Annotated in this window: 15 protein-coding genes and 1 tRNA gene; 5 read left to right on the top strand and 11 right to left on the bottom strand. The window is 61.1% G+C overall.

What is annotated here, in order from left to right; genetic code table 11:
* Positions 1 to 5 precede the first annotated feature (5 nt).
* Positions 6 to 2,183: a glutamine synthetase III family protein gene (locus QRN54_RS23125; RefSeq protein ID WP_285183125.1), complete on the bottom strand. Its 2,178-nt coding sequence runs from the start codon at positions 2,181 to 2,183 to the stop codon at positions 6 to 8.
* A 225-nt stretch (positions 2,184 to 2,408) separates the two neighbouring features.
* Between QRN54_RS23125 and QRN54_RS23130 the strand changes: the two genes are divergently transcribed.
* Complete coding sequence (locus QRN54_RS23130) at positions 2,409 to 2,678, top strand: putative quinol monooxygenase (protein ID WP_230358829.1); 270 nt, start codon at positions 2,409 to 2,411, stop codon at positions 2,676 to 2,678.
* Positions 2,679 to 2,889: 211 nt separating this feature from the next.
* Here the strand turns inward: QRN54_RS23130 and QRN54_RS23135 are convergent, their stop codons facing one another.
* The 9 genes from QRN54_RS23135 to QRN54_RS23175 all read right to left on the bottom strand — a co-directional run bounded on the left by QRN54_RS23135 (position 2,890) and on the right by QRN54_RS23175 (position 14,309).
* On the bottom strand, positions 2,890 to 3,042 hold the full coding sequence (locus QRN54_RS23135; protein WP_003945315.1) for a hypothetical protein: 153 nt from the start codon (positions 3,040 to 3,042) through the stop codon (positions 2,890 to 2,892).
* Positions 3,043 to 3,858, bottom strand: a complete 816-nt coding sequence (locus QRN54_RS23140) for a class E sortase (protein ID WP_285183127.1) — start codon at positions 3,856 to 3,858, stop codon at positions 3,043 to 3,045.
* Positions 3,859 to 3,924: 66 nt separating this feature from the next.
* On the bottom strand, positions 3,925 to 4,068 hold the full coding sequence (locus tag QRN54_RS23145) for a hypothetical protein (protein WP_007733341.1): 144 nt from the start codon (positions 4,066 to 4,068) through the stop codon (positions 3,925 to 3,927).
* Positions 4,069 to 4,195: 127 nt separating this feature from the next.
* Positions 4,196 to 8,803: a DUF5979 domain-containing protein gene (locus QRN54_RS23150; RefSeq protein ID WP_502944072.1), complete on the bottom strand. Its 4,608-nt coding sequence runs from the start codon at positions 8,801 to 8,803 to the stop codon at positions 4,196 to 4,198.
* Positions 8,804 to 9,934: 1,131 nt separating this feature from the next.
* On the bottom strand, positions 9,935 to 10,078 hold the full coding sequence (locus tag QRN54_RS23155) for a hypothetical protein (protein ID WP_283377267.1): 144 nt from the start codon (positions 10,076 to 10,078) through the stop codon (positions 9,935 to 9,937).
* Between the two features lie 455 nt (positions 10,079 to 10,533).
* The gene (locus QRN54_RS23160; protein WP_285183129.1) at positions 10,534 to 10,692 is read right to left on the bottom strand and encodes a hypothetical protein; all 159 of its coding nucleotides are present in this window, start codon (positions 10,690 to 10,692) and stop codon (positions 10,534 to 10,536) included.
* A gap of 301 nt (positions 10,693 to 10,993) precedes the next feature.
* Positions 10,994 to 12,364 carry a hypothetical protein gene (locus QRN54_RS23165; RefSeq protein ID WP_256083115.1) on the bottom strand — a complete coding sequence of 457 codons (1,371 nt, stop codon included), beginning with the start codon at positions 12,362 to 12,364 and terminating at the stop codon, positions 10,994 to 10,996.
* A gap of 188 nt (positions 12,365 to 12,552) precedes the next feature.
* Positions 12,553 to 13,311, bottom strand: coding sequence for a hypothetical protein (locus QRN54_RS23170; RefSeq protein ID WP_042923865.1), 759 nt, complete (start codon positions 13,309 to 13,311; stop codon positions 12,553 to 12,555).
* Positions 13,312 to 14,236: 925 nt separating this feature from the next.
* Positions 14,237 to 14,309: transfer RNA gene (locus QRN54_RS23175), tRNA-Arg, on the bottom strand.
* 97 nt (positions 14,310 to 14,406) lie between these two features.
* Between QRN54_RS23175 and QRN54_RS23180 the strand changes: the two genes are divergently transcribed.
* A complete protein-coding gene (locus tag QRN54_RS23180; protein WP_285183130.1) occupies positions 14,407 to 16,542 on the top strand; it encodes a bifunctional copper resistance protein CopD/cytochrome c oxidase assembly protein in 2,136 nt (711 codons plus the stop codon).
* Between the two features lie 182 nt (positions 16,543 to 16,724).
* Positions 16,725 to 17,138, top strand: coding sequence for a single-stranded DNA-binding protein (gene ssb, locus QRN54_RS23185; protein WP_007733347.1), 414 nt, complete (start codon positions 16,725 to 16,727; stop codon positions 17,136 to 17,138).
* Positions 17,139 to 17,142: 4 nt separating this feature from the next.
* On the opposite strand, the gene QRN54_RS23190 is transcribed toward ssb, so the two are convergent.
* Positions 17,143 to 17,601 carry a MarR family winged helix-turn-helix transcriptional regulator gene (locus tag QRN54_RS23190; RefSeq protein WP_054781492.1) on the bottom strand — a complete coding sequence of 153 codons (459 nt, stop codon included), beginning with the start codon at positions 17,599 to 17,601 and terminating at the stop codon, positions 17,143 to 17,145.
* A 106-nt stretch (positions 17,602 to 17,707) separates the two neighbouring features.
* Between QRN54_RS23190 and QRN54_RS23195 the strand changes: the two genes are divergently transcribed.
* Both QRN54_RS23195 and QRN54_RS23200 read left to right on the top strand, forming a co-directional pair.
* Entirely contained in the window at positions 17,708 to 19,525 is a 1,818-nt protein-coding gene (locus QRN54_RS23195; RefSeq protein ID WP_054801009.1) for an ABC transporter ATP-binding protein, read from the top strand.
* A gap of 94 nt (positions 19,526 to 19,619) precedes the next feature.
* Complete coding sequence (locus QRN54_RS23200; RefSeq protein ID WP_021333428.1) at positions 19,620 to 20,798, top strand: acyl-CoA dehydrogenase family protein; 1,179 nt, start codon at positions 19,620 to 19,622, stop codon at positions 20,796 to 20,798.
* Positions 20,799 to 20,947 lie beyond the last annotated feature (149 nt).

Consider the following 20,947-nt stretch of genomic DNA (forward strand, 5'->3'; position numbering starts at 1 on the left):
GATGCTCAGAGAATGAAGAGCATTTCCTGATACGTCGGGAGTGGCCAGTGATCGTCGGCGACGATGGTTTCGAGGAAGTCGGCCGCTGCACGTACCTCTGCCATGGCGGGCAGGAGTGCGTCCTGTGCGTGCTTGGCCTGATCGAATGGCGACTCGCCGGCGTCGGTGTCGATTGCTGCGCGCAGGGCCGCGAGCGCTGTGCGCAGAGCCGCAACGGGCGCCGACACTTCTTCGAGCGGTGCTGAATCCGGTTCGAGGCCGGCAGACTTCAGTGCGACGAAGTTCTGCGCAACTTCCGTCTGGTGGCGCACTGCAGCCGGAAGAATCAGCGTCGTACCGATTTCGGCGGCCAGGCGTGCCTCGACGCCGATGCTCAGTGCGTACTGTTCGAGTCCGACCTCGTAGCGACTGTGCATCTCCCGGTGGTTGAAGACCTTGTACTTCTCGAAGAGTTTCATCGAGGATTCGGTGATCAGTTCAGGAAGGGCGTCCAGCGTCGTGCGAAGGTTCGGCAGGCCGCGAGACTCGGCCTCGATCTGCCAGTTCTCCGAGTAACCGTCGCCGTTGAAGACAACCGCACCGTGGTTGGTGATGATCTCGGTGAGCAGATTCTGGACGGCGGTGTCGAAATCGGCGCCGTCGGCGACCGCGGCCTCAAGTTCGGTGGCCATGTAGTCCAAGGCCTCGGCCATGATCGTGTTGATGGTGACCATCGGGCCGTTGACTGTTTGCAGCGATCCTGGCGCGCGGAACTCGAAACGGTTGCCGGTGAAGGCAAATGGGCTCGTACGGTTGCGATCGCCCGGGTCGGTCGGTAGGACGGGAAGGGTATCGGCGCCGATCATCATGGTGCCCTTGTCCTTCGACGATGTCGCGGCGCCCTTGGCGATCTGCTCGAAGACGTCGGCCAGTTGATCGCCGAGGAAGATCGAAATGATGGCCGGGGGAGCCTCGTTGGCACCGAGGCGGTGATCGTTGGTTGCCGATGCGACCGACGCGCGCAGGAGGCCCGCGTATTTGTGGACGGCCCGGATGACTGCGGCGCAGAATACGAGGAACTGGGCATTGTCATGCGGATTGTCGCCGGGGACAAGCAAACTGCCGAGTTCGGAGTTGCCCAGCGAGAAGTTGACGTGCTTGCCGGAGCCGTTGACACCGTCGAACGGCTTCTCGTGGAACAGACATTCCATGCCGTGCTTCTTGGCGATTGTCTTGAAAGTGGTCATCAGCAACTGCTGGTGGTCCGCGGCGATGTTGCCTCGCTCGAACATCGGGGCGATTTCGAACTGGCCGGGCGCAACCTCGTTGTGCCGCGTCTTGGCGGGGATACCGAGTTTGAAAAGTTCCCGCTCGGTGTCCATCATGAATCCGAGCACACGTTCCGGGATCGCCCCGAAGTAGTGGTCGTCGAACTCCTGGCCCTTGGGCGGCTTTGCGCCGAAGAGTGTTCGGCCGGCGTTGAGGAGGTCGGGGCGGGCGAGGAAGAAGTGTCGATCGATCAGGAAGTACTCCTGCTCGGGTCCGCAGAACGACACGATGTGCTCGGGATCGGTATGACCGAACAACTTAAGGATTCGTTCGGCGTGGAAACCCATTGCCTGTTGTGAACGCAGCAGGGGAGTCTTGTGGTCGAGCGCTTCGCCGGTCATCGAAACGAACACGGTCGGGATACACAGTGTGTTGCCGTTGGGGTTTTCGAGAACGTAGGCCGCGCTCGTGACATCCCAGCCGGTGTATCCGCGAGCCTCGAACGTGTTGCGCAGCCCGCCGTTCGGGAAACTCGAAGCGTCGGGTTCACCTTGGATCAAGGTCTTGCCGGCGAACTCCGCCAGTGCACTGCCGTCGCCGACCGGCTCGAGGAAGCTGTCGTGCTTCTCGGCGGTCAACCCGGTAAGCGGATAGAAGACGTGGGCGTAGTGGGTTGCGCCTTTCTCCAACGCCCAGTCCTTCATCGCGGATGCGACCGCGTCGGCGACCATGGGATCGAGCGGTTTGCCTTGCTCGATCGTCGCCATCACCGATTTGTAGACAAGCTTGGGCAGTCGCTTCTGCATGACCACCTTGTTGAAGACGTTGGCTCCGAACACCTCTCCGGGTGTCTCGTCGGTCGTGAAACTGACCACCGGAGGTGTGTAGGCCTCGACGTCCTTGATCGCTTGCAAGCGAACTGCATTTCCACTCATGTGCTTACCCCTCGCCCGGGCCCAGGGCTGCGCTGCTGATTGCGAGCCCGACTTCGGCAAACCCTACGAACCTCCGGTATCGGGGGTGTTTCGTAGATATTGCGCCTGTCCGCAAACTTCGAGTCACAACGGAAATGTCGATCTGTCGGAGGTCTACGGCAGACTTCGAGCCGACGGGCTACTGCAGGACAGTCGAATCGGAGAGTCTTTGTGATCAGGGTGTTGGTGCCAACAACGGTGGAGCAGGGCGATCTCGCGGAAGTGCTTCGGTTGTACGACGAACTTGTCACCGAGACCCGAAAAGAGGACGGCTGCATCAATTACGAGTTACTGCAGCGCACCGAAAATCCCTGCGAGCTTGTGTTGGTGGAGGAATGGGAATCGCAGGAGCACCTCGACGCCCACACCCATACCGAGCACTTCGTCAGGTTGGTTGAGGCGCTGGACAAGCTCGAGACGGCAGCGCCGGCGCAGATCTTCACGAAGGTTCTGTAGCGGCGGAGGCAGGTTTCAGTGCTCGCTAAGGCGTCGAACAAACATTCCGGAGAGCCCCGAGCGTCAACGAGGCGACCCGTTCCGACACACGCGGAAACTGGTTTGCATCGACACGCCAGAATCATCGTAGATCCGTCGAGTCCGATGTAGGACAGCACCTTCGGGCTCCAGCCGGGCGTTGTGCAGGTGTCGGCCGACCTGCACGGGCGCTCTATACGGTGACGTCGGAGTAGGGCATATGCTCTGACACCCAAGGAAATACGAATTCCATGAGTAGCAGCACCACCGCGACCACGAGAACGATCGCCAGCAGGGCCTTCACTGGTCGGGGGCCGGGGAGCGCTCCCCAGAGGTATCCGTACATTCATTGCTCCTGGAATGCCGCGGGAATGGTGCCCGAAGTCTTCGAGATTGTTTCGACGAGAACCGCGTGGACGATCAAGCGTTCGCTGTTCGAGTAGAGCGGATGGCACGTGGTCAGTGTCAACATACTTTCCAGCGTGGCGTCGGGCTCGGCCCAAGGGCTTCCGGGCAGCGGGTTGACGACCGCAACATCCCCGGGCACGGTGATGCGCCGCCCGAGGAGATGGACGTAGTCGCCTTCGGAAACACGATCGGCTTCCTCGGGATTCAAGCAGGCTTTCGCCGCAGCGCGACGTTCGGGCGAGGCCTGGTCGAGTGGGAGCAACCGGTACGTCATCCATTGGAACTCGGTCTCCACGACGACGGCATCGCATGCATCGAGTCGATCCAGGTGCTGGAAGACTGCGCCGGAACCATTGCGGTGCCCGGCGAGCGCGAAGTTTCCGGCTTCGCCGGGCATCTGCGAGTCCGGGTAGTGGCCGGGGCCGGCCCGCAGGTCCTCGTTGCGTGTGCCCTCGACGATTGCGTACGCGGCGCCGAGTGTGGGGAAATGCACGCGCGCGAATCCCTCGCCGAGCACAGGGATCAGCGGGGACACCGGCTGACCATCGATCACTCCTGAGGCTTCGGGGACTTCGGCCCAGGATTCCTCCAGACTGTTGGTGAGCTCGTCCTGCAGCCGCCCCGAGACGATATTGGTCCAGAACGCCTCATAGATGACGAACAGCAGGATGACGACCCCGGCCGTGAGGAGCAGTTCGCCGATTACCTGGCCTGCGCCCGGCCGCCGACGCCCTGGAACTTTGGTATCGCTCACGAACCGGGGTCTCCTCTCCACAGATCTACCGAGCTAGCTGATGTGTCGCATTGGTGCCGTATCGAACTAGCTGCCCGCGTCGATCGTGGCGCTCCCGGTACCGCCGAGGAGATCGTAAAGGAGTACGGACAGGCGACCGAGGCCGTCGATCGCGGCAGAACCAGTGGTCTCGATGCCTTCGATGACGATCGGGAACGGGAGGAATGACATGGTGTTTCTCCTTCGAGGGGTGGGCCGCGGCGGCGGCCGCGAGATAGATGCGTCGTGACGGTGAAACAGGGCGGGTGCGACCAGGTGTATGTCGCACCCGCCCTGTTTCGGTATTTCTGGTTGGGAGTTACTCCTGGCCGGGTCCACGCTTGCGGTTACGCAGGGTGAGCCATGCGCCACCGCCGATCAGTGCCAGCGCCAGACCGGCGAGCCAGATGACGTTCGCGCCTGTTACCGGCAGGGACGAGGACTGGTCCGGTTTGGCCTGAGCAGGATTTCCCGGAGCAGGTGTGCCCGGAGCACCGTTGTGTCCACCACCGTTGTTGCCGGGAGTGTTGTTGCCGGGAGTCGAAACGTCAGTGCCTGGTCCTCCGGGTACTTCAGAGCCCGGCCATGTCGGGATTTCCCACGGCGGCAGCGGGATCGGGATCGGGATGATGATCAGCCCATTGCTGCTGGTTTTGTTCTCGAGTCCCAGGACCACCGACTTGTTTGCTTCGCCGGTGAGCTTGACGGAAGTTGCGGTCGGTTCGCCGTCGATCGTCGAGACATCCGCCTTGCCTTCCTTGACGCCCCAGATCACTTCACCCCACTTGACGTTGGTGACGTCGGTGTGAGCACCGGTTTCTGTGAAAGTGATGTCGGTGTTCAGCGGGAACTGGACCCGGCCGTCGATGACGGCTGCGTCGCACTGGGCGGTCGGAGTGACCGAAGCGCCCGGCTTGACATCGAGAACACAAGACCGCGCCTCATTGTCGATGTCCGTCCACGTAGCCGTGACCTGGAAGATCGTGGATCCGTCCTTGGCCACCTGGCTGCCCTTGGGGCCGGTCACGATCTTGTCGATATCCACCTCGGTGGTCGGGATCGGGCGGTTGTGGATCTCCACCACAGCCTTCTCACCGGCCACCGCCTTGACGGTGTCGCGGTAATCGGCGTCACCGGCATCCGCGGAGACGTAGTAGTACGGCCGCGCCCAGTCGATACCGGCCAGTGGCTTGGGGTCGACCTCGGAGAAGGTGATCACGGTGTTCCGCGGCACAACCTCGTCGGACGTCCAGCTCCAGTCGTTTGCGGCATCGAGGGTGATGGTCTGGCCCACTGCCGGGAAATCAGTTCCAGCGGGGAGTGCCGGATCGATCCCGTCGATACGGACCTCGAACGTCGCGCTGTCAGGCAGGTCGGCCTCGGGTGCGCGGACGGGGTTGCCGTCAGCGTCGAGGATGAACTTCGTGAATTCGACCGATCCGAATTTCCACAGCGCCTCGTTCGACAGCGTGATCAGCCGACCGTCGGTCGGGTCGTCGGAGACTATGCCCGTCGCGGTGCCGTCGAGGTTCGAGTGCAGCCACGATTCGCCTTCCGGGCTGGTGCCCCAGGAGATCGCGCCCCACTCGACTCCGTCGACATCGGGACGGCCGGTCTCGGTGAAGGTCACCTCGGTGCCGACAGGGAGGTCGACGCCGAGCGGTGTGGTCTGTCCCTGCTTGACGCTCAGCACCTGGGTGCGGTACCCCACACCGTCGCGCCAACGCGCCTCGACCGTGAACTCCACGTCGTCGCCGACGGCCTCGGCGGCCTCACCGCCGACCTGCTTTGCGATGCGCAGAGTGCCGTCGTTGACGTCGACGAAGTTCGACACCTCGATCTTGCGCAGATCCTTGCCGATGGTCACCACGGCTGCGTTGTCCGGACTGATCCTGACATTCCCGGAGTATGCGGGCACGCCATAGGCGAGACCGTCACCGTTTGCCGGAACCAGCTCTGTCAGTGTGACTTCGGTGCCGCCCGGCAGGTTCTCGCCGAACGGAACCGGGGTGCCGTCGGACGGAAGAGACAGCGTCTTGCTCTGCGGGTTGTCGTCCGTGTCGAGCCAGGTGGCAATCACGTCGAAGCTGGCCGGTACGGCCTTGTCGAACGCCTTCGGGCCCGTGAGCTTCTTGCTCACTTCGAAGGTGCCTTGCGTGATCGTGGCCTCGTTGGTGACGGAGACCGTGTTCGCCGACGCATCGGTGCCGATGGTGAGCATTTTCGGGCTGATCACCGGCAGCGACCACGTCACGAGGTCGGTGTTCATCGGTTGGACCTCGGTGAAGGTGACTTTCGCTCCGATGGGCAATTTGCCCAGGTCGTAGTGCTGACCGTCCTTCAGGGTGAATTGACGCAACTCGTTGCCGGCGGCGTCGTCACCGAAGGCGATCTCTGCGTTGACAACGAAAGCCTCGAGTCCCGTGCGCGCTCCGTCACCGATGACGGACTTGGTGATCCGCGCCGATCCCAGACTCGCTTTGTTGAGCAGTGTGACACCGACATTGCTTTTCGGCGTGATGGTCACCAGTGCCTCGGTGCGGTCCCCGTTGAGCGTCACACCCTCCGACGGGCGGAACGTCCCTCTCTCGAAGTACACGCCGTCAACGGTGGGGAGGTTGATCTCGGACAGTCGGATCTGCCAGCCGGTTCCGCGGGGGTTGATCCCACTGACCGGTGTCCCGTCAGCCTTCACCTTGATCTCGTAGGAGCTCACCGGGGCGTCGGTCGCTGGATCTTGCCCGGGGGCGAACTCCTCGACTTTCACAGTGAACTCGGTGTCCTCCGGGAATTTCTCGGAGAAGGGAGCGATCTCCTTCAGCAGCGAGAACGAGCCCCGCGACACACCTTGACCTGTGCCGCCGCCGCCCCATTCCTGCTTGACGCTCTTCGACAGCGTCTGCTTGCCGGCATAGGTGAGGGTGTTGGAGTATTCCGTGTCGCGCTGGTCCAGTCCGCCGCTGCTGGTGCACAGGGTGTAGCTGACGAGGTACTTCGTCTGACGGCTGTAACCGTCCGCGTCCCGAGGGAGGGTGAGATCGAAACCGCCGTCGGCGCGCGCCACCGAGGTGGCGTCGGTTATTTCGCGTTTCTTGTTGCCGTCGAAGAAGTCTTGCGCGACGACCTTGAGATTGAGGTTGCTCTTGAGGTCGCCGCCGATTTCACACACCGTCATGTTCGGTGAGAACCTGTCGTTGATGACCGCCGGTTCCGTAAGGCCCTCGAGATCGTGTCCTGAGATTTCCACGGTCCAATTGAGGGTGGTGCCTGCCGGCTGCTCCACACCGCCGACAGGCTGCGACGTGGTGTTGATCGCGCCGTTCTTGCCGCTCGTGAACCCAGGCCCCTCAGTCTTTCCCGTGATCGACGTCTTGTTGACGACCGCCGAGTTGGTGAGATGGTCCTCGGAGTCCGGCACCTCTGTGGTGGTCAGGCAGGTCCGGTACGTGAAGTAGTAATACTGCTCTTCGTTAAACGTGGCCGGGTTATCCACAGTGATCGCCGCGGTGAAGGTACTCGCGCCGGCTACTGCGCCGATGGGAGCAATGGTGAATCCTGCGGCAGGAGTGCGGTAGTTGGGTTCGTTCTCCCGCCCTGGGAGGTAGTCAGACTTCTCGATGACTACCTGCACGCCCGAGGCACAGACCGCATGGGGGCCGCCGAAGGTGTCGGTGATGTCGATCTTGTGGTTGTTGGCGGCAATGTCGGTGCCCGGGACCACAATCGTCCAGACGGCTTCCATATTGCGCTTGCCGCCGTCGAGGTAGCCACCCTTCCAAGGCTCGGTCTGCGGCGCATAGTCCTGTCCCACGCCATCCGAAGCGACCGTGTTGTCACCGATCGTCACGGAGTTGGTGTACTGAGTCCCCTTGAGATCCACCACGCCGCTGGTCGTGCATGAGGTGTACTCGATGCGGTAGAGCTTGTTGCCCTCGAAGGGCGCGCCGTTGTTGATCTTGATGGTGACCTGATCACCCGCGTCGGGTTGGGTGACGGTGACGCCGCCGGGGGTCTCTTTGAGATCGCCCGGGCGACCGGACCACAGCTTCGCGTTGAGCAGGCTGCCCGCACACACCTTCATGTTGTCGGAGAGCTCGTCGCTCAGGGTCACCGAACCGGTGTTGCCTGCGTCCAACTTGGCCAGATCGGCGCCGGGGATGTCGATGGTCCACCGCACTGACTGCTTGTTGTCCTGGAGTTTGCCGGACTTCGTCGACTCGCCGATTACGCGGCCGTCGGTGATGCCGCCCGTGCCGGGCAGTTCGACCGGCGTGACCTTGTTGTTGATCGTGAAATCCACAGTCTCTGACGTGGTGTACTCGACTGCCTTCGTGTAGACGAAGAAATCGCCCTTCACCTCGTCTGGGCGATCCGCCACGGCATCGGAGAGAACACACGTCATCAGATTGGTGGAAGCAACCAGATCGCATGTGCCCCAAACCGTCCCGTCGTCGCCCGCGAGCGCGATCGTCGGGTTGGACTGGAGCTTCAACTCGTCAGGGAATCCGATGGTGAACTGGTCGCCCGGTTGCGGGCTCGCGCTTGACGCGTCCCAGGTGCCCTTCACCGTGACGGAGTCCCCGACCGTTATCTGCTGGTCGTTCTTTCCCTCGACCTGGACGTTGGTGATATTCACATCGATGCCGGGATTGACTCCGCGTGCGGCCAGTCGCTGCGCCGCCACAGAAGTCGTAGACGGGGGCGCTGTGGTTGTGATCGGCGGTTTCGCAGAAGCGGGTGACTCCGACGTGGAAGTAGGCGGCGCCGTCGTTTTCAGTGGCGCCTCCGTCGTAGTCGCGGGCGGCTTCGTTGTGGTCGGAACTGTGGTGGTCGGACCTGTGGTGGTCGAGGTCCCGATGTCATCTGCTGAGGCAACTTGGACGAATGAGAACGACGATATGACCAGCGCCAGGACCGCAACGATCATCCCCAAAGCTGCCCACCGAGACACCACCCCCTCCCCGGCACGGCGTGGGAAGACACGGTTACGCATGACGAACACCTTTCGTTCAGAACACATGATTTGGGCCCCGTTTCCGGGGCCGTCGAATAGCGAAACGGGACCTTTGAGCAGCTCTGGAGCCTGGATGCGAGCGTTGGTGATTCTCAGGCGTCCTATTGCGGAGCCGAACAGTTGGTAATCGGACCTGGTTGGCGCCAGCGCAGACCGACGGCCGGCTCTGGGTAGGCCAGGAAATTCCAAGAAAGATCGATCGCCGGTGTTACCTAACGCGACGACCTACGAGGTACTAAAGGCTGCGGCCGAGGATCTTTCCTGCGCGATTCATTGCAGTTCGGGCATGAGTACCATCCCGGATAGCAATAGCAACAGTGCGATGGCTCCGAGGGGGAGTCTTCGTGCTGCGTGCTTCGCTGCCGTGACGGTTTTCATGAAATTCCTTTCTTTGGCACAACGTAAGGAAATGTGCGCGGGGCCGTTCGCGAGAAGATGCAAATTCCGCGCAAACAACGCAGAAGGCGCAAACCGGGCGATGCGCAATCAGGAATCTAACACGAGCAAATCGCATAGCTGGACACGCCATGGACGTGCGTCCATGCAAGAAAAACTGCGCTTAACTGGCCATATCTATCTTCCGTTGATTTTTTCCAAGTTAACTGGCTGGTTCATCACAATTCGATCTCGACCATCAGTTGTATACCTGCCCTGGCTCCTGTCGACAAGCGGTGAGCGGCCGAGCCGAGTCCGCGCTGCTGTACCGAATGGGCCTTTATGCAGTTCACGGCCCTTATTTGCTGTCGGAACGACAAGGCGTGGAGCGAATTATCTGTGCGCACACGCTCGACATAAATGCAAATCACTTTTCTGTGCATAGGAGGAGGGTGAATTAGGGGGTGAATTCAGTCGCGCGTCATCGAAACCCCTGTTCTGAAAGGATCCAGAGATAGGGGTCACATTAGATTCGTTTTTCTTAGCAGATTAGATTTCGGCCTGAGTTAACCGTCGCTAATGCTTCGGGGGCCGACATGGCCATTCGAGACGAAGAATCGCCCAGCTTTTCGTAGAAAGCCTTCGGTACGGTTACGTCAGTCCAGCTGATCACGCGCCGCAGCGACTTTTGGCGACGCTCTTGTGCGCACGGATGAGGCACAGCCTGGAATGTGAGTGGATCTCGGAAAATGCCATGTCGGAGGCTTCTTCGAAGATCTCGAGACCTCGCAAGTTCAGGTCGTTCTCGCGCATCTCGGCACGATGAAATGGCTTACTTTTCAAGCGCTTTCGATGCCCGGAGTCAAATGGTGACGGTCGTTGCGTAGTCGCTGACGGCGGATGCGGCCGGTTCGATCGGTGCGCAGTCGCCACATCCGAGCAACCGCACCGAGTGGCCGCGAGGTCCCTCAGCCGGTACTTTTCGCAGCTCTCTGGACACTTCGCGAAATCGGACCTTCGAATCGAGTTCTCGCGCAACCATTCTGACGCAGCTTGTGTCAATGGCGCTACACCCACGGCTGCCCGCAAGGTTTGACTGCCCCGGCTGCTGTGACGCCTTGGGATCCGGAGCCCAGAGATTCTGTGACAGTCGCGGCCGCTCCGCGCAGCGTGTTGCATGCGACTCAGCCGCCATTGGTGGACTCTTGCCTACCGACTCGTCGTCGTAGAACTTCGTGAGACGACCTTGTCGCAGTCGCAGGGAAGGGCTACAACGATTGGTCGGGTCCGGTCAACGAGGCGGGACCGGTAGTCGGTTGGTGTGCGCCGCTGAACCTCTCGACGACAGATACCACGACGATCGCGAGTGCCAGGATTCCAACGGTCCGGGCGAGTGACTTCAGGGTCTTCGGAAGCGCCTTCTTCATGCGAGGCAGATTACTGCGGACGGTACGCAATTTGTGGGCTAGGTTTCGGTCCGGATCGGATCGGTCTGGAGAGAGATCGCTTTATCCACGCAGCGTGACTATTCGTGATGCAAATCTTGTGGTGCCCCCGGCAGGATTCGAACCTGCGGCCACACAACTAAGTGCACCACAGCACCGACAAGACACCTCTCGCGAACTGGCGGGCTGTGGTGCAGCGGGCGCCGCAATCTAGACCGATTTCGACCGTGCAGTGTGACATGACTGGCGACATGTCGGAGAGTCGCGGTGACGCAAGATTCTCCTACGTGGGATTCTGTGCGAAATCCCCAACCAAATGGCTAGGGCCCGCGTCCGACGAAGGATATGGCTGAGGCTTACTCTTCACTCGGCGGTGCTCCGCGATGGACCAACACGCGAGCACTGCCGAGGTCGCGAAAAGGATTGGGCGGTTGTAGCCCCAGGGTGAAAATACTACATCCCAAAGGCCTTGTATCGACACGAGGATCACCAACGCGGCGTATTGCCCTCGCGCTCGGATGGCTGCAGCGGAAAATAGGAAGATTAGCAAGGCAGGGAATCCGGCGGCCAAGATTCCACCAGCGGCCCACGATTCGAAGAATACCGAATGCAGGGAGACTTGCCCCCCGTCTCGAATCCAGATTTTTCGGTACGAGTCGGGGTTTGCCATTCCGAGGTCTTTGGCGATTTGGACGCCCGACGCTTCGGTGGCGCGGTCAATCTTGTTCAGATTGCCCCACCCTATTAGCGGCTTCTCTGAGATGGCCGCGATTGAGAATGGGGGCTCGACCCGGCCTGCAAGAAAGGATGGCGCGTCGGAAACTTGTTCCTGAGCAATGGTCCGAGCCTGTACGTCAGCTCCGAAAGTGCCAGACGAAATAGCATTCGGCAGGAGCACCGCCAAAGCATAGATGCCGACTAGTGCGACCCCAATCTTAGCCCATCTGGGACGGCTTGATGGACCCTTCGCTATCAGCATGACCACAGAAATCAGGCAGACGAGTGCGTGGGACCGGAACCCTAGAGACATGCTGGTCACGCCCAGGGTTGCGAGCAGTACAACTGACACCCATGTTTTACCAGTCGACACGGCCATGTAAATCAGAATTATCGTCACGGGTGTGGCGATCCCGTACTTCCACAAGTGTTCAAATGAGTCTGATGTATTGCTAGTGCCGATCAAGATGAAAAACAAGGCATGGCCAGCAGCGGTCCAAGCGATCAATTGCCCTGCATCTCGTTCGCCGGCCGTCAACTTAACCGCCGATGATGCGAACAGTGCCGCAGCGAGAAGCGATACGACCGCTGTCACGGGAAGCGGCACTCCTTGAAGGAAAGCGCTGACGGCGATCATAGATGCAGCCCCGATGGCCGCCCCAATGAGCGCCTTACTCCATCGGGGCCATCCATTCAGGGGCTTTATCGGAATCAGAAATATTCCAGGTACTGATGCTGCGCAGAACGCGGAGCGAAACCACGGCATAGGCACGGCGGCAAGCAATCCGAAAACTCGTCGGTAATTGTCATATGTCGTCGACTTGGTTCGTGGCACCCTTCCGAATGCCCATGGCATGACGCTCGCAGTGACTGCCGAAATGGCCGTTCCGATGAAGATGGCGAGGATCGCGGTGTCTACTGTTTCAGGTTCAAGCATCGACACGGTCCTGCGCAAGGTGAGCCATCGTTTCATTGTCCGGTAAACCGGTGTGTTGGCCTATGGAATTTGGTGCGCGGATTGTGCGACGAAAGTCCTGTCTTTCCTTGCGATGTCTCGATAGGGAAGCCCCCCAACCTCGCAATGAGGGTGGGGGGCTTTCGTCATCCGCAGTAGAACTGTTGCTGCTAGCTGCCGAAGATGTCGCCGAGTGAACCGAGCGAACCGGTGCCTGTCTCGGGCTTCGGATCCTTCTTGGCGAAGTTGGTGGTGCAGCCGTTGAACTTCACCGCGTCGACGAAGACGCTCGAGGCCGCCGAGCCGGTGCCGACGCTCACACCGTAGTGCTCGACCTTCGCGCCGGGGTTGGCTGCCACGATGGCATCGAGTGAGGTGGGCTCGCCCTTTACTGCACCGCCGATGGTACGGGTGCTCCACCAGAGTCCGTCCTGGATGTTCTCGTGCTTGACCGCAACGTCCGTGACAGGTGCGTCGTTCTGGCTCGGCACCCACACCAGAGTGGTGAAACCGTTGTCTTTCGGATTCGTGGTACCGGTCAAACGCAGCTGGAACGCGGCGCTGGTGGTTACGGCGCGCTCGGAGAACCCGATTTCCTTGGCAGCCGCGTCGGCGAGCTTGATGCTTCCAGCCGCGTGGTACGACACCGAGCGGTCGTTGACGTCGGTGACTTCGAGTTTGAGTGAGCCGTCCTTGTCGAAGACATTATCGGCCGCGTAGGAGGCGATCTGGTCCTTCTCGTCGGTGAACGGGATTCCCCAGCCGTTCGCGGTGGTTTCGGTAGACGTTGTGGAGCAGGTGAAGCCCGCTTCCGGCTCTGCGGAACCGAGTGAACCAGTGGGTGCTGCGCCCGCGAAAGCCGGTGCAATCAATGCAGCGGAGCCGACAAGTGCGGCAACGATTCCGGCGCGGCGGGTGGCTTTAGACATGCGTGATGAACCTCTCGGAGGGTAAAACGGGGGTGAAGGTCTGTAAAAATTAGCACAGACTGTCCGGTTTGTGAATGTTGAGGATGGGGAACGATTGCCCAAGGTTGTCCAAGGAAAAAGGCTGGCAAGTAACGTATTTCGGTTTCCCGCGCGAATTACGATCAAGGTTTGTGTGAATCGGCACTTGTGATTTCTCAGCGAGTGAGAACGAGCTGCCTTGTGGCTGCCCCTTGTAGTGGGGTCGCCTGCCGGGGTGGCCCCCGCGTGCACTCCGGCAGGTCGGCGCACCTGAGCTGTCGGGAACACGTGCACCCAGGATGACCCACTGGGCGACCGGCCAGGTCGAGGCCGGTGGATCAATGGAGGGCGAAATGACGAATCGCGACGTGCGTTTGATCGGCCACCGCAGCGTCCGACTCAACGAAAGTAATTCGCGATCTACCGATTAGCGTGCGGATCGTACAGAGTTCCACCATTCGAACGAACGCTGCGCCCAAACTTCAGGGGGGTCGGGTGCCGCGCTTGACACCACGGGGGTTCCTGTTCGGCGCCCACGCGAGTACGACACTCTTGCGCCAGACGTGCTGGCGCCCGAGCTTGAATCTGAGAGGCCCATTACTGATGTGGGCCCAAATAGCCTGGTTCCCTTTGGAGTTCCGGGTGTGACAGAAGCATTGCAGGGCTTTCCAGAACTCGTCTTCCGTACCAATTCGCTCCGCCGCTGGACAGCAAGATTGTCGATGACAAGCCGGGATTCGGCGCCCAACTTATGGTGTATCCACTGGACTCACCTGAGAACCGCACAACAACACTTACTCAACACTTTGGCCGGGATTGAGTGGGATAACGCAGGAATGCCGCGTCGGTCATGGCTTCGTACGTGCAGGTGTAGAGGGTATTCGTTCCTGGGGAAACGATACAAAAGTGCCCCCGGCAGGATTCGAACCTGCGACCAAGAGATTAGAAGGCTCTTGCTCTATCCCCTGAGCTACGGAGGCGCGTGGAACATCATACTCGAGGGTTCGGGATGTGACGCGCGCCGCCCAACTCCGACGCGTTGTCGTAGTCGGTTCGCGAAGGTCCTACCCTTGAGGTATGGCTACACCCGACCTCGCGCCGACAGATTCCCCACCGGAGTCCACACAGCACAGCGGTGCACCCGCTTCTTCGACCGCGATATTCGTGGTCAGTGGACTCATCGCAGGGCTCACCGCAGCCATCGTGGTGGGATTCTCCGCGTCGCAGGCACTGACTCTTCTGGGTATCCCGGATCCAGGCCCGATCACCACGTACGGCCTGCCCGCGATGCGGGCACTGGGGGAGATCGCCGCGGTTATTGCGATCGGGTCACTGCTGCTGGCCGCGTTCTTCGTGCCGCCGCAGAAGTCGGGCGTCCTCGACGTCGACGGCTATCGGGCAGTCCGAACTGCATCGCACGCCGCGATCGTGTGGGCGATCTGTTCGTTCATGATGGTGCCTCTGACGCTCTCCGACACGTCGGGTCAGCCGTTTGCCGAAGCGATCAAACCGGCGAACCTGTGGTCGGGACTCGATCAGGTCGAGATCGCCGGCGCTTGGCGTTGGACGGCGATCATCGCGGTTGTTCTGGCGATCCTGGCCCGACTGACACTGCGCTGGTGGTGGACTCCGCTCCTGCTGCTGGTCGGTCTCCTCGGACTGATGCCGCTTGCTCTCACCGGTCACTCCTCTTCGGGCGGCTCGCATGACATCGCTACCAATAGTCTGATCCTGCACCTCGTGGCGGCTTCGCTCTGGGCCGGCGGCTTGTTCGCGCTACTGGCACACGCGCGCCGCGGCGGCGATTACACCGACGTAGCAGCCCGACGCTTTTCGACGGTCGCATCCATCTGCTTCGTCGTCATGGGATTCAGCGGCGTCATCAACGCGATTGTCCGTCTGCCTCTCGACGACGTATTCACCACGACGTATGGACGATTGATCGTCGCGAAAACCGTTGCACTGATCATCCTCGGGTTCTTCGGTTGGGTTCAGCGGAGTCGGGCGCTACCGGCGCTGGCGGAGAACCCCAAGAGTCGCTCTGCCCTGATTCGATTTGCCGGCGCTGAAGGCATCGTGATGGCGGCAACCATCGGTCTCGCGATCGGCCTCGGTCGTACCCCGCCGCCCCCGCCGCTGTCGATTCCCTCGATCCCCGAGGTCGAACTCGGTTACAACCTTCCGGACCCGCCGTCGTTCATGGCCTTCGTGACGGACTGGCGATTCGACCTCATGTTCGGCACCGCCGCGATCGCCGCGGCGATTCTGTACGGAATCGGTCTGCGCAAGCTGGCCAAGCGTGGGGATTCCTGGCCTGTCGGCCGAACCATCGCCTGGATGAGCGGTTGTGCGGTGCTCCTGATCGCCACGTCTTCGGGCGTCGGCAAGTACGCGCCGGCAGTATTCAGCGTTCACATGGGTGCGCACATGGCGCTGTCGATGTTGGGCCCAGTCCTGCTGGTTCTGGGTGCGCCGATCACTTTGGCTCTGCGGGCCCTGGATCCGGCAGGCAAGGACGGCGTGCCCGGCATTCGCGAGTGGATTCTGACCGCTCTGCACAGCCCGTTCTCGCGATTCATCACCCACCCGATCGTGGCGGCAGTTCTCTTCGTCGGCGGTTTCTACGCGCTGTATCTCGGCGGAATCTACGGTGCGACGGTCGACTCGCACAGCGCTCACCTGCTGATGAACCTGCACTTCATCCTCAGCGGCTATCTCTTCTATTGGGTGGCGATCGGAATCGACCCGTCACCACGTCAATTGCAGCCAGTGACCAAGCTGGCAATGGTCTTCGGCTCACTTCCGTTCCACGCCTTCTTCGGCGTGGCATTGATGAGCACCACCGCCGTCATGGGCGGCGCGTACTTCCGTTCGCTCGGCCTCGGCTGGAACAACGACCTGATCGGCGATCAGCAGCTGGGCGGCAGCATCGCGTGGGCGACCGGCGAGATCCCGCTCATGGTGGTCATGCTCGCGCTGCTGGTTCAGTGGTCGCGCAGCGATGGCAGGACAGCGCGCCGAACCGACCGTGCGGCCGAGCGCGACCACGACGCCGACCTCGCCGCGCACAACGCGATGTTCGCCGAATTGGCCAGGCGAGACCGCGAAGGGTGGAAACCCCGTGAGGCTGCTGACGCGGAGACTGCAAGCGAGGACTCTGCGGACGAGACACCCAGCGAGAAGAAATCCGACGAATCCTCCACTAGCACTTAGCTCCGACACTGCCCGGGCCGTTTGGCTCGGGCAGTGCTGTTTCTCCACAGCTGTTCCACCGATGCACAGGTGGAAATCGAAGATCCCGAGCCACGCGTTTGTCGTTCCACAATCGAAACTGCCGACGCAGTGATCGGCCCCGCGGCAGTTGGCGGGTTCTGGAGTTCGAAGGGGGATCGGACATGTACGAAACGCATGCAACGGTTGTCGGAACCGTCATCACCAATCCGGTGAAGCGGCAGACCACCAATGGCGAAGAGGTGCTGAGCTTTCGGATGGCGAGCAACACGCGTCGCAAAGACGCGGTGACCGGAGAGTGGACGGACGGAGCGACCCTCTATCTCACGGTCAGCTGCTGGCGGCGGTTGGTCACCGGCGTCGGCGCATCCATCATGAAGGGTGATCCGGTCATGGTGGCGGGGGAGTTGCGCACCAACGAGTACACGACCAAAGAGGGTGTGCCTCGTTCCGATCTCGAGCTACGGGCGACTGCGGTAGGCGCGGACCTTGCTCGTTGCATCTCGAAGATCGAGCGTCAGAGCAAGCCGACGTCGGCGGAGAATGTCGAGGACGCAGTCGACACCGTCGCTGCGTGAGGACTCAGACCGAAGGTTTCGGGCAGTCGCGGGGCCGCGAGTCGTGCCCCGCGTCCACTCGCTCAAGAAGTTCGGTGAGAGTTGCTCGCTCCGATTCGTCGAGGTCGTCGAACACATCCGAGGATTCGCGTCGTTGAGCTTTCGCGACGTCGGCAGCGAGGGTAGCGCCGGCGTCGGTCAACTCGAGCAGCACTGCTCGCCGATCGTTCGGGTCGGGAGTGCGGCGCACCCATCCGGCGTCTTCGAGGGAATCCACGACGTCGGTCGCCGACCGCGGAACTATGCGCAAGCGCTCGGCAAGAAACCCGAGTCGAACCGGTTCGCCCACTCGGGTCAGCACTCGCAGCGCTCGGCTTTGCGACGGCGAGAGGCCGAATGGTTCCAGCGCTGCCACTTGGCGTCGGCGGATGAGCCGTGCCACCGACATCACGACGTCGGTGAGTTCGCGCTCTCGGGAATGCATGGCGCCAGTCTAGCGTTGTTGGTGTCAGCCTCATAGTGAGGTAACCTCATCAATATGAAACTAGGGTGAGAAGGCCTCCAGGAGGTAGAACGTGAAACCAGATCACATGCGAAACATCGAACGATCCGCTGTCGAGATCACTCCGGCGGAATCCGTACCGGCAAAGCGCGTACTCGGACTGTTCGCGCCGTATCGAACTCAGATCGCCATCGTCACCGCGGTCATCACACTCAGCGCGATCGTGGCGCTGGGCAGCCCGCTGCTCCTACGCGAAATGCTCGACAAGGCGATCCCGGACAAGAACCTCGGACTCGTCAGCGTTCTGGCCATCGGCATGATCGCCATTGCCGTGATCACGAGCTGTCTCGGCGTGGCCCAGACCTGGATGTCCAACAGCATCGGCCAGAAACTGATGCACCAACTGCGCGTGCGGGTCTACTCGCATCTGCAGAATCAGTCGCTCGGATTCTTCGCTCGAACCCGAACCGGAGAAGTTCAGTCGCGTATTGCCAACGACATCGGCGGTATGCAGTCGGTGGTCACCAACACGGCAACGTCCATCGCGCAGAATGCAACGACCGTGGCAGCCACCATTGTTGCTCTGTTCCTTCTGGATTGGCGGCTTGCCATCTTCTCGCTGGCGATCTTGCCGGTGTTCATCCGTATCGCACGCAAGATCGGTGACGAGCGCCGCAAGATCTCTGGTAAGCGGCAGAAGCTACTCAGTGATCTGTCGGTCCAGGTGGAGGAATCTCTCTCCGTCAGTGGCATTCTCCTCGGCAAGACGACCGGCGCGAAGTCGGCTCTGACGGATCGATTCACCGAGCGTTCAGCGGAAGTCGCAGACGTCGAACTCCGAGCCATGATGGCCGGCAAGTGGCGCATGGCGACCATGTCGATCACCTTCGCAGCCATGCCTGCACTGGTCTACTGGTTTGCCGGTTTCACTCTCGATCACGGCAACACCATCACCGTCGGCACCCTCGTCGCATTCACCACGCTGCAAACACAATTGTTCCGCCCCACCATGATGCTGCTCAACACGGGCGTCGAGGTGCAGAGCTCGATGGCACTGTTCAGTCGCGTGTTCGAGTACCTGGATCTGCCGATCGACATCGCGGATCCGGAAGAGTCGAAGAGCTTCGACCGCACCAAGATGTCCGGCGAACTTCGGTTCGACCACGTCGACTTCTCGTATCCAGGAACCGACAGCAAGACCCTCGACAACATCGACCTCACGGTCCCGGCCGGCGGAACCTTGGCGCTTGTCGGCTCCACGGGTTCGGGCAAGACCACTCTCGGATACTTGGCCGCACGTCTGTACGACCCGACTGCGGGATCGGTGAGAATCGACGACGTCGATCTGCGGGACCTCGATCTGGCGACGGTCTCCGACCTGGTAGGTGTGGTGTCGCAGGAGACGTATCTCTTCCACACGACGATTCGTGAGAACCTTCGGTTCGCGAAACCCGACGCCACGGACGCCGAGATCGAGCAGGCAGCGCGCATCGCGCAGATCCACGAGTTCATTTCCGGTCTCGACGACGGGTACGACACCATGGTCGGCGAGCGCGGCTACCGATTCTCCGGCGGTGAGAAACAGCGCATAGCGATCGCGCGCACAGTCCTGCGGAATCCGCCGATCCTTGTCCTCGACGAGGCGACGAGCGCCTTGGACAATCGCACTGAACGTGCGTTGCAGGACGCGCTCGACGAGCTGATGGTCGGACGCACCACTCTTGTTGTGGCGCACAGGCTTTCCACGGTTCGAGATGCGGATCTCATTGCGGTCCTCGACCAGGGCGTGGTTGTGGAAAAGGGCACCCACGACGAACTTGTGCAACAAGGTGGGCGATACGCACAGTTGCTTGCGGCCTCGGGTAGCGACGCCGTCGAACTCCCGTCGGAACTGCAGACCGTGTGAGTGTAAGAAATGTCGGCCATTTCACTTCCGCAAGTTTCTAGAACGTGTTCTACTTTAATGGTCGTTGGTCGACTATCAATGGAGGCGGAAGATCATGGGTCAGGTTCTGGACAACATCTCACAGTTCGCCGACGAGATCCGCGCCGACGGGGTCGAGGGCGACAAGCTGATGCGCTTGACGGACGGCAGCGCGAAGCGTTTGCGCGACGCCGGCGTCATCCGGATGTTGCAGCCGAAGGAGTTCGGAGGCCTCGAGGCGCATCCGCGTGAATTCGCCGAGACGGCAATGGCTATCGGTGCGATGGATGGTGCCACGGGCTGGGTCAGCGGCATCGTCGGTGTGCATCCGTGGGAGCTTGCGTTCTTCGACCGCAAGGCTCAGGAAGAGGTGTGGGGAACCGATCCTGATACGTGGATGGCGTCACCGTATGCGCCGATGGGTGTGGCGAGGCCGGTCGAGGGTGGGTACATCCTCAACGGTCGTTGGTCGTTCTCCTCGGGTACCGATCATTGTGACTGGATCATGATCGGTGCGATGGTCGGTGACGAGTCCGGTAAGCCGTTGATGCCGCCGAAGATTCTGCACGTGTTGTTGCCGCGTTCGGATTACGACATCGACCAGGACAGCTGGAATGTCGTGGGCCTGCGCGGAACCGGGTCGAAGGACCTGATCGTCAAGGACGCGTTCCTGCCCACCTACCGCACGATCGACGCCGGAAAGGTGTACGACGGGACGGCGTGGAAGGAAGCGGGTCGCACGGAGACGTTGTACAAGTTCCCGTTCTCGTGCATTTTCCCGTTGGGGATCACTTCGTCGTTGATCGGTATCGCCGAGGGTGCGTTGGCGTGCAACATGGCGGCGCAGCGTGAGCGGGTGACGGTCAGTGGTGTTCCGATCAAGGAAGATCCGTACGTGCTGTTCGCGATCGGTGAGGCGGCGGCCGAGATCGCTGCTTCTCGGGCTGCGATCTTGGAGACGGTGGATCGTTTCTGGGACATGACGGAGAAGGGGCAGGAAGTTTCGTTCGAGCTTCGTGCGATCGGTCGCCGTACGCAGACTGCTGCGGCGTGGCGTGCGGTGCGTGCGGTGGACGAGATCTTTGCTCGTTCCGGTGGTGGGGCTTTGCAGTTGAACACGCCGATGCAGCGGTTCTGGCGTGACGCTCATGCCGGTCTCGCGCACGCGATCCACGTACCCGGTTCCATTTTCCATTCGTCGACGCTCTCGCAGCTCGGTGGCGAGCCGAAGGGCATCCACAGGGCAATGATCTGAGCCGTCCTGGGGACACCCGGAGGTGTCCCCATCGCGGTTTTCGTGGGGGTCGATGAGCATGTCGACGAATCTGGTCGATGACCTCGGACTGTCCGCAGAACCCGCATCGGTGTGAGCGCCAACGCGCAATGTGGGTTATAGGACAAACA

The sequence above is a fragment of the Rhodococcus sp. MEB032 genome (genome assembly GCF_030208925.1).
GTDB lineage: Bacteria > Actinomycetota > Actinomycetes > Mycobacteriales > Mycobacteriaceae > Rhodococcus_F > Rhodococcus_F qingshengii.

Excerpts from the sequence above, each read along its gene's own strand:
- QRN54_RS23125 (WP_285183125.1), bottom strand. The coding sequence starts at position 2,183 with ATGAGTGGAAATGCAGTTCGCTTGCAAGCGATCAAGGACGTCGAGGCC.
- QRN54_RS23135 (WP_003945315.1), bottom strand. The coding sequence starts at position 3,042 with ATGTACGGATACCTCTGGGGAGCGCTCCCCGGCCCCCGACCAGTGAAG.
- QRN54_RS23145 (WP_007733341.1), bottom strand. The coding sequence starts at position 4,068 with ATGTCATTCCTCCCGTTCCCGATCGTCATCGAAGGCATCGAGACCACT.
- QRN54_RS23150 (WP_502944072.1), bottom strand. The coding sequence starts at position 8,803 with ATGATCGTTGCGGTCCTGGCGCTGGTCATATCGTCGTTCTCATTCGTC.
- QRN54_RS23155 (WP_283377267.1), bottom strand. The coding sequence starts at position 10,078 with ATGCGCGAGAACGACCTGAACTTGCGAGGTCTCGAGATCTTCGAAGAA.
- QRN54_RS23160 (WP_285183129.1), bottom strand. The coding sequence starts at position 10,692 with ATGAAGAAGGCGCTTCCGAAGACCCTGAAGTCACTCGCCCGGACCGTT.
- QRN54_RS23165 (WP_256083115.1), bottom strand. The coding sequence starts at position 12,364 with ATGCTTGAACCTGAAACAGTAGACACCGCGATCCTCGCCATCTTCATC.
- QRN54_RS23170 (WP_042923865.1), bottom strand. The coding sequence starts at position 13,311 with ATGTCTAAAGCCACCCGCCGCGCCGGAATCGTTGCCGCACTTGTCGGC.
- QRN54_RS23180 (WP_285183130.1), top strand. The coding sequence starts at position 14,407 with ATGGCTACACCCGACCTCGCGCCGACAGATTCCCCACCGGAGTCCACA.
- ssb (WP_007733347.1), top strand. The coding sequence starts at position 16,725 with ATGTACGAAACGCATGCAACGGTTGTCGGAACCGTCATCACCAATCCG.
- QRN54_RS23190 (WP_054781492.1), bottom strand. The coding sequence starts at position 17,601 with ATGCATTCCCGAGAGCGCGAACTCACCGACGTCGTGATGTCGGTGGCA.
- QRN54_RS23195 (WP_054801009.1), top strand. The coding sequence starts at position 17,708 with ATGCGAAACATCGAACGATCCGCTGTCGAGATCACTCCGGCGGAATCC.
- QRN54_RS23200 (WP_021333428.1), top strand. The coding sequence starts at position 19,620 with ATGGGTCAGGTTCTGGACAACATCTCACAGTTCGCCGACGAGATCCGC.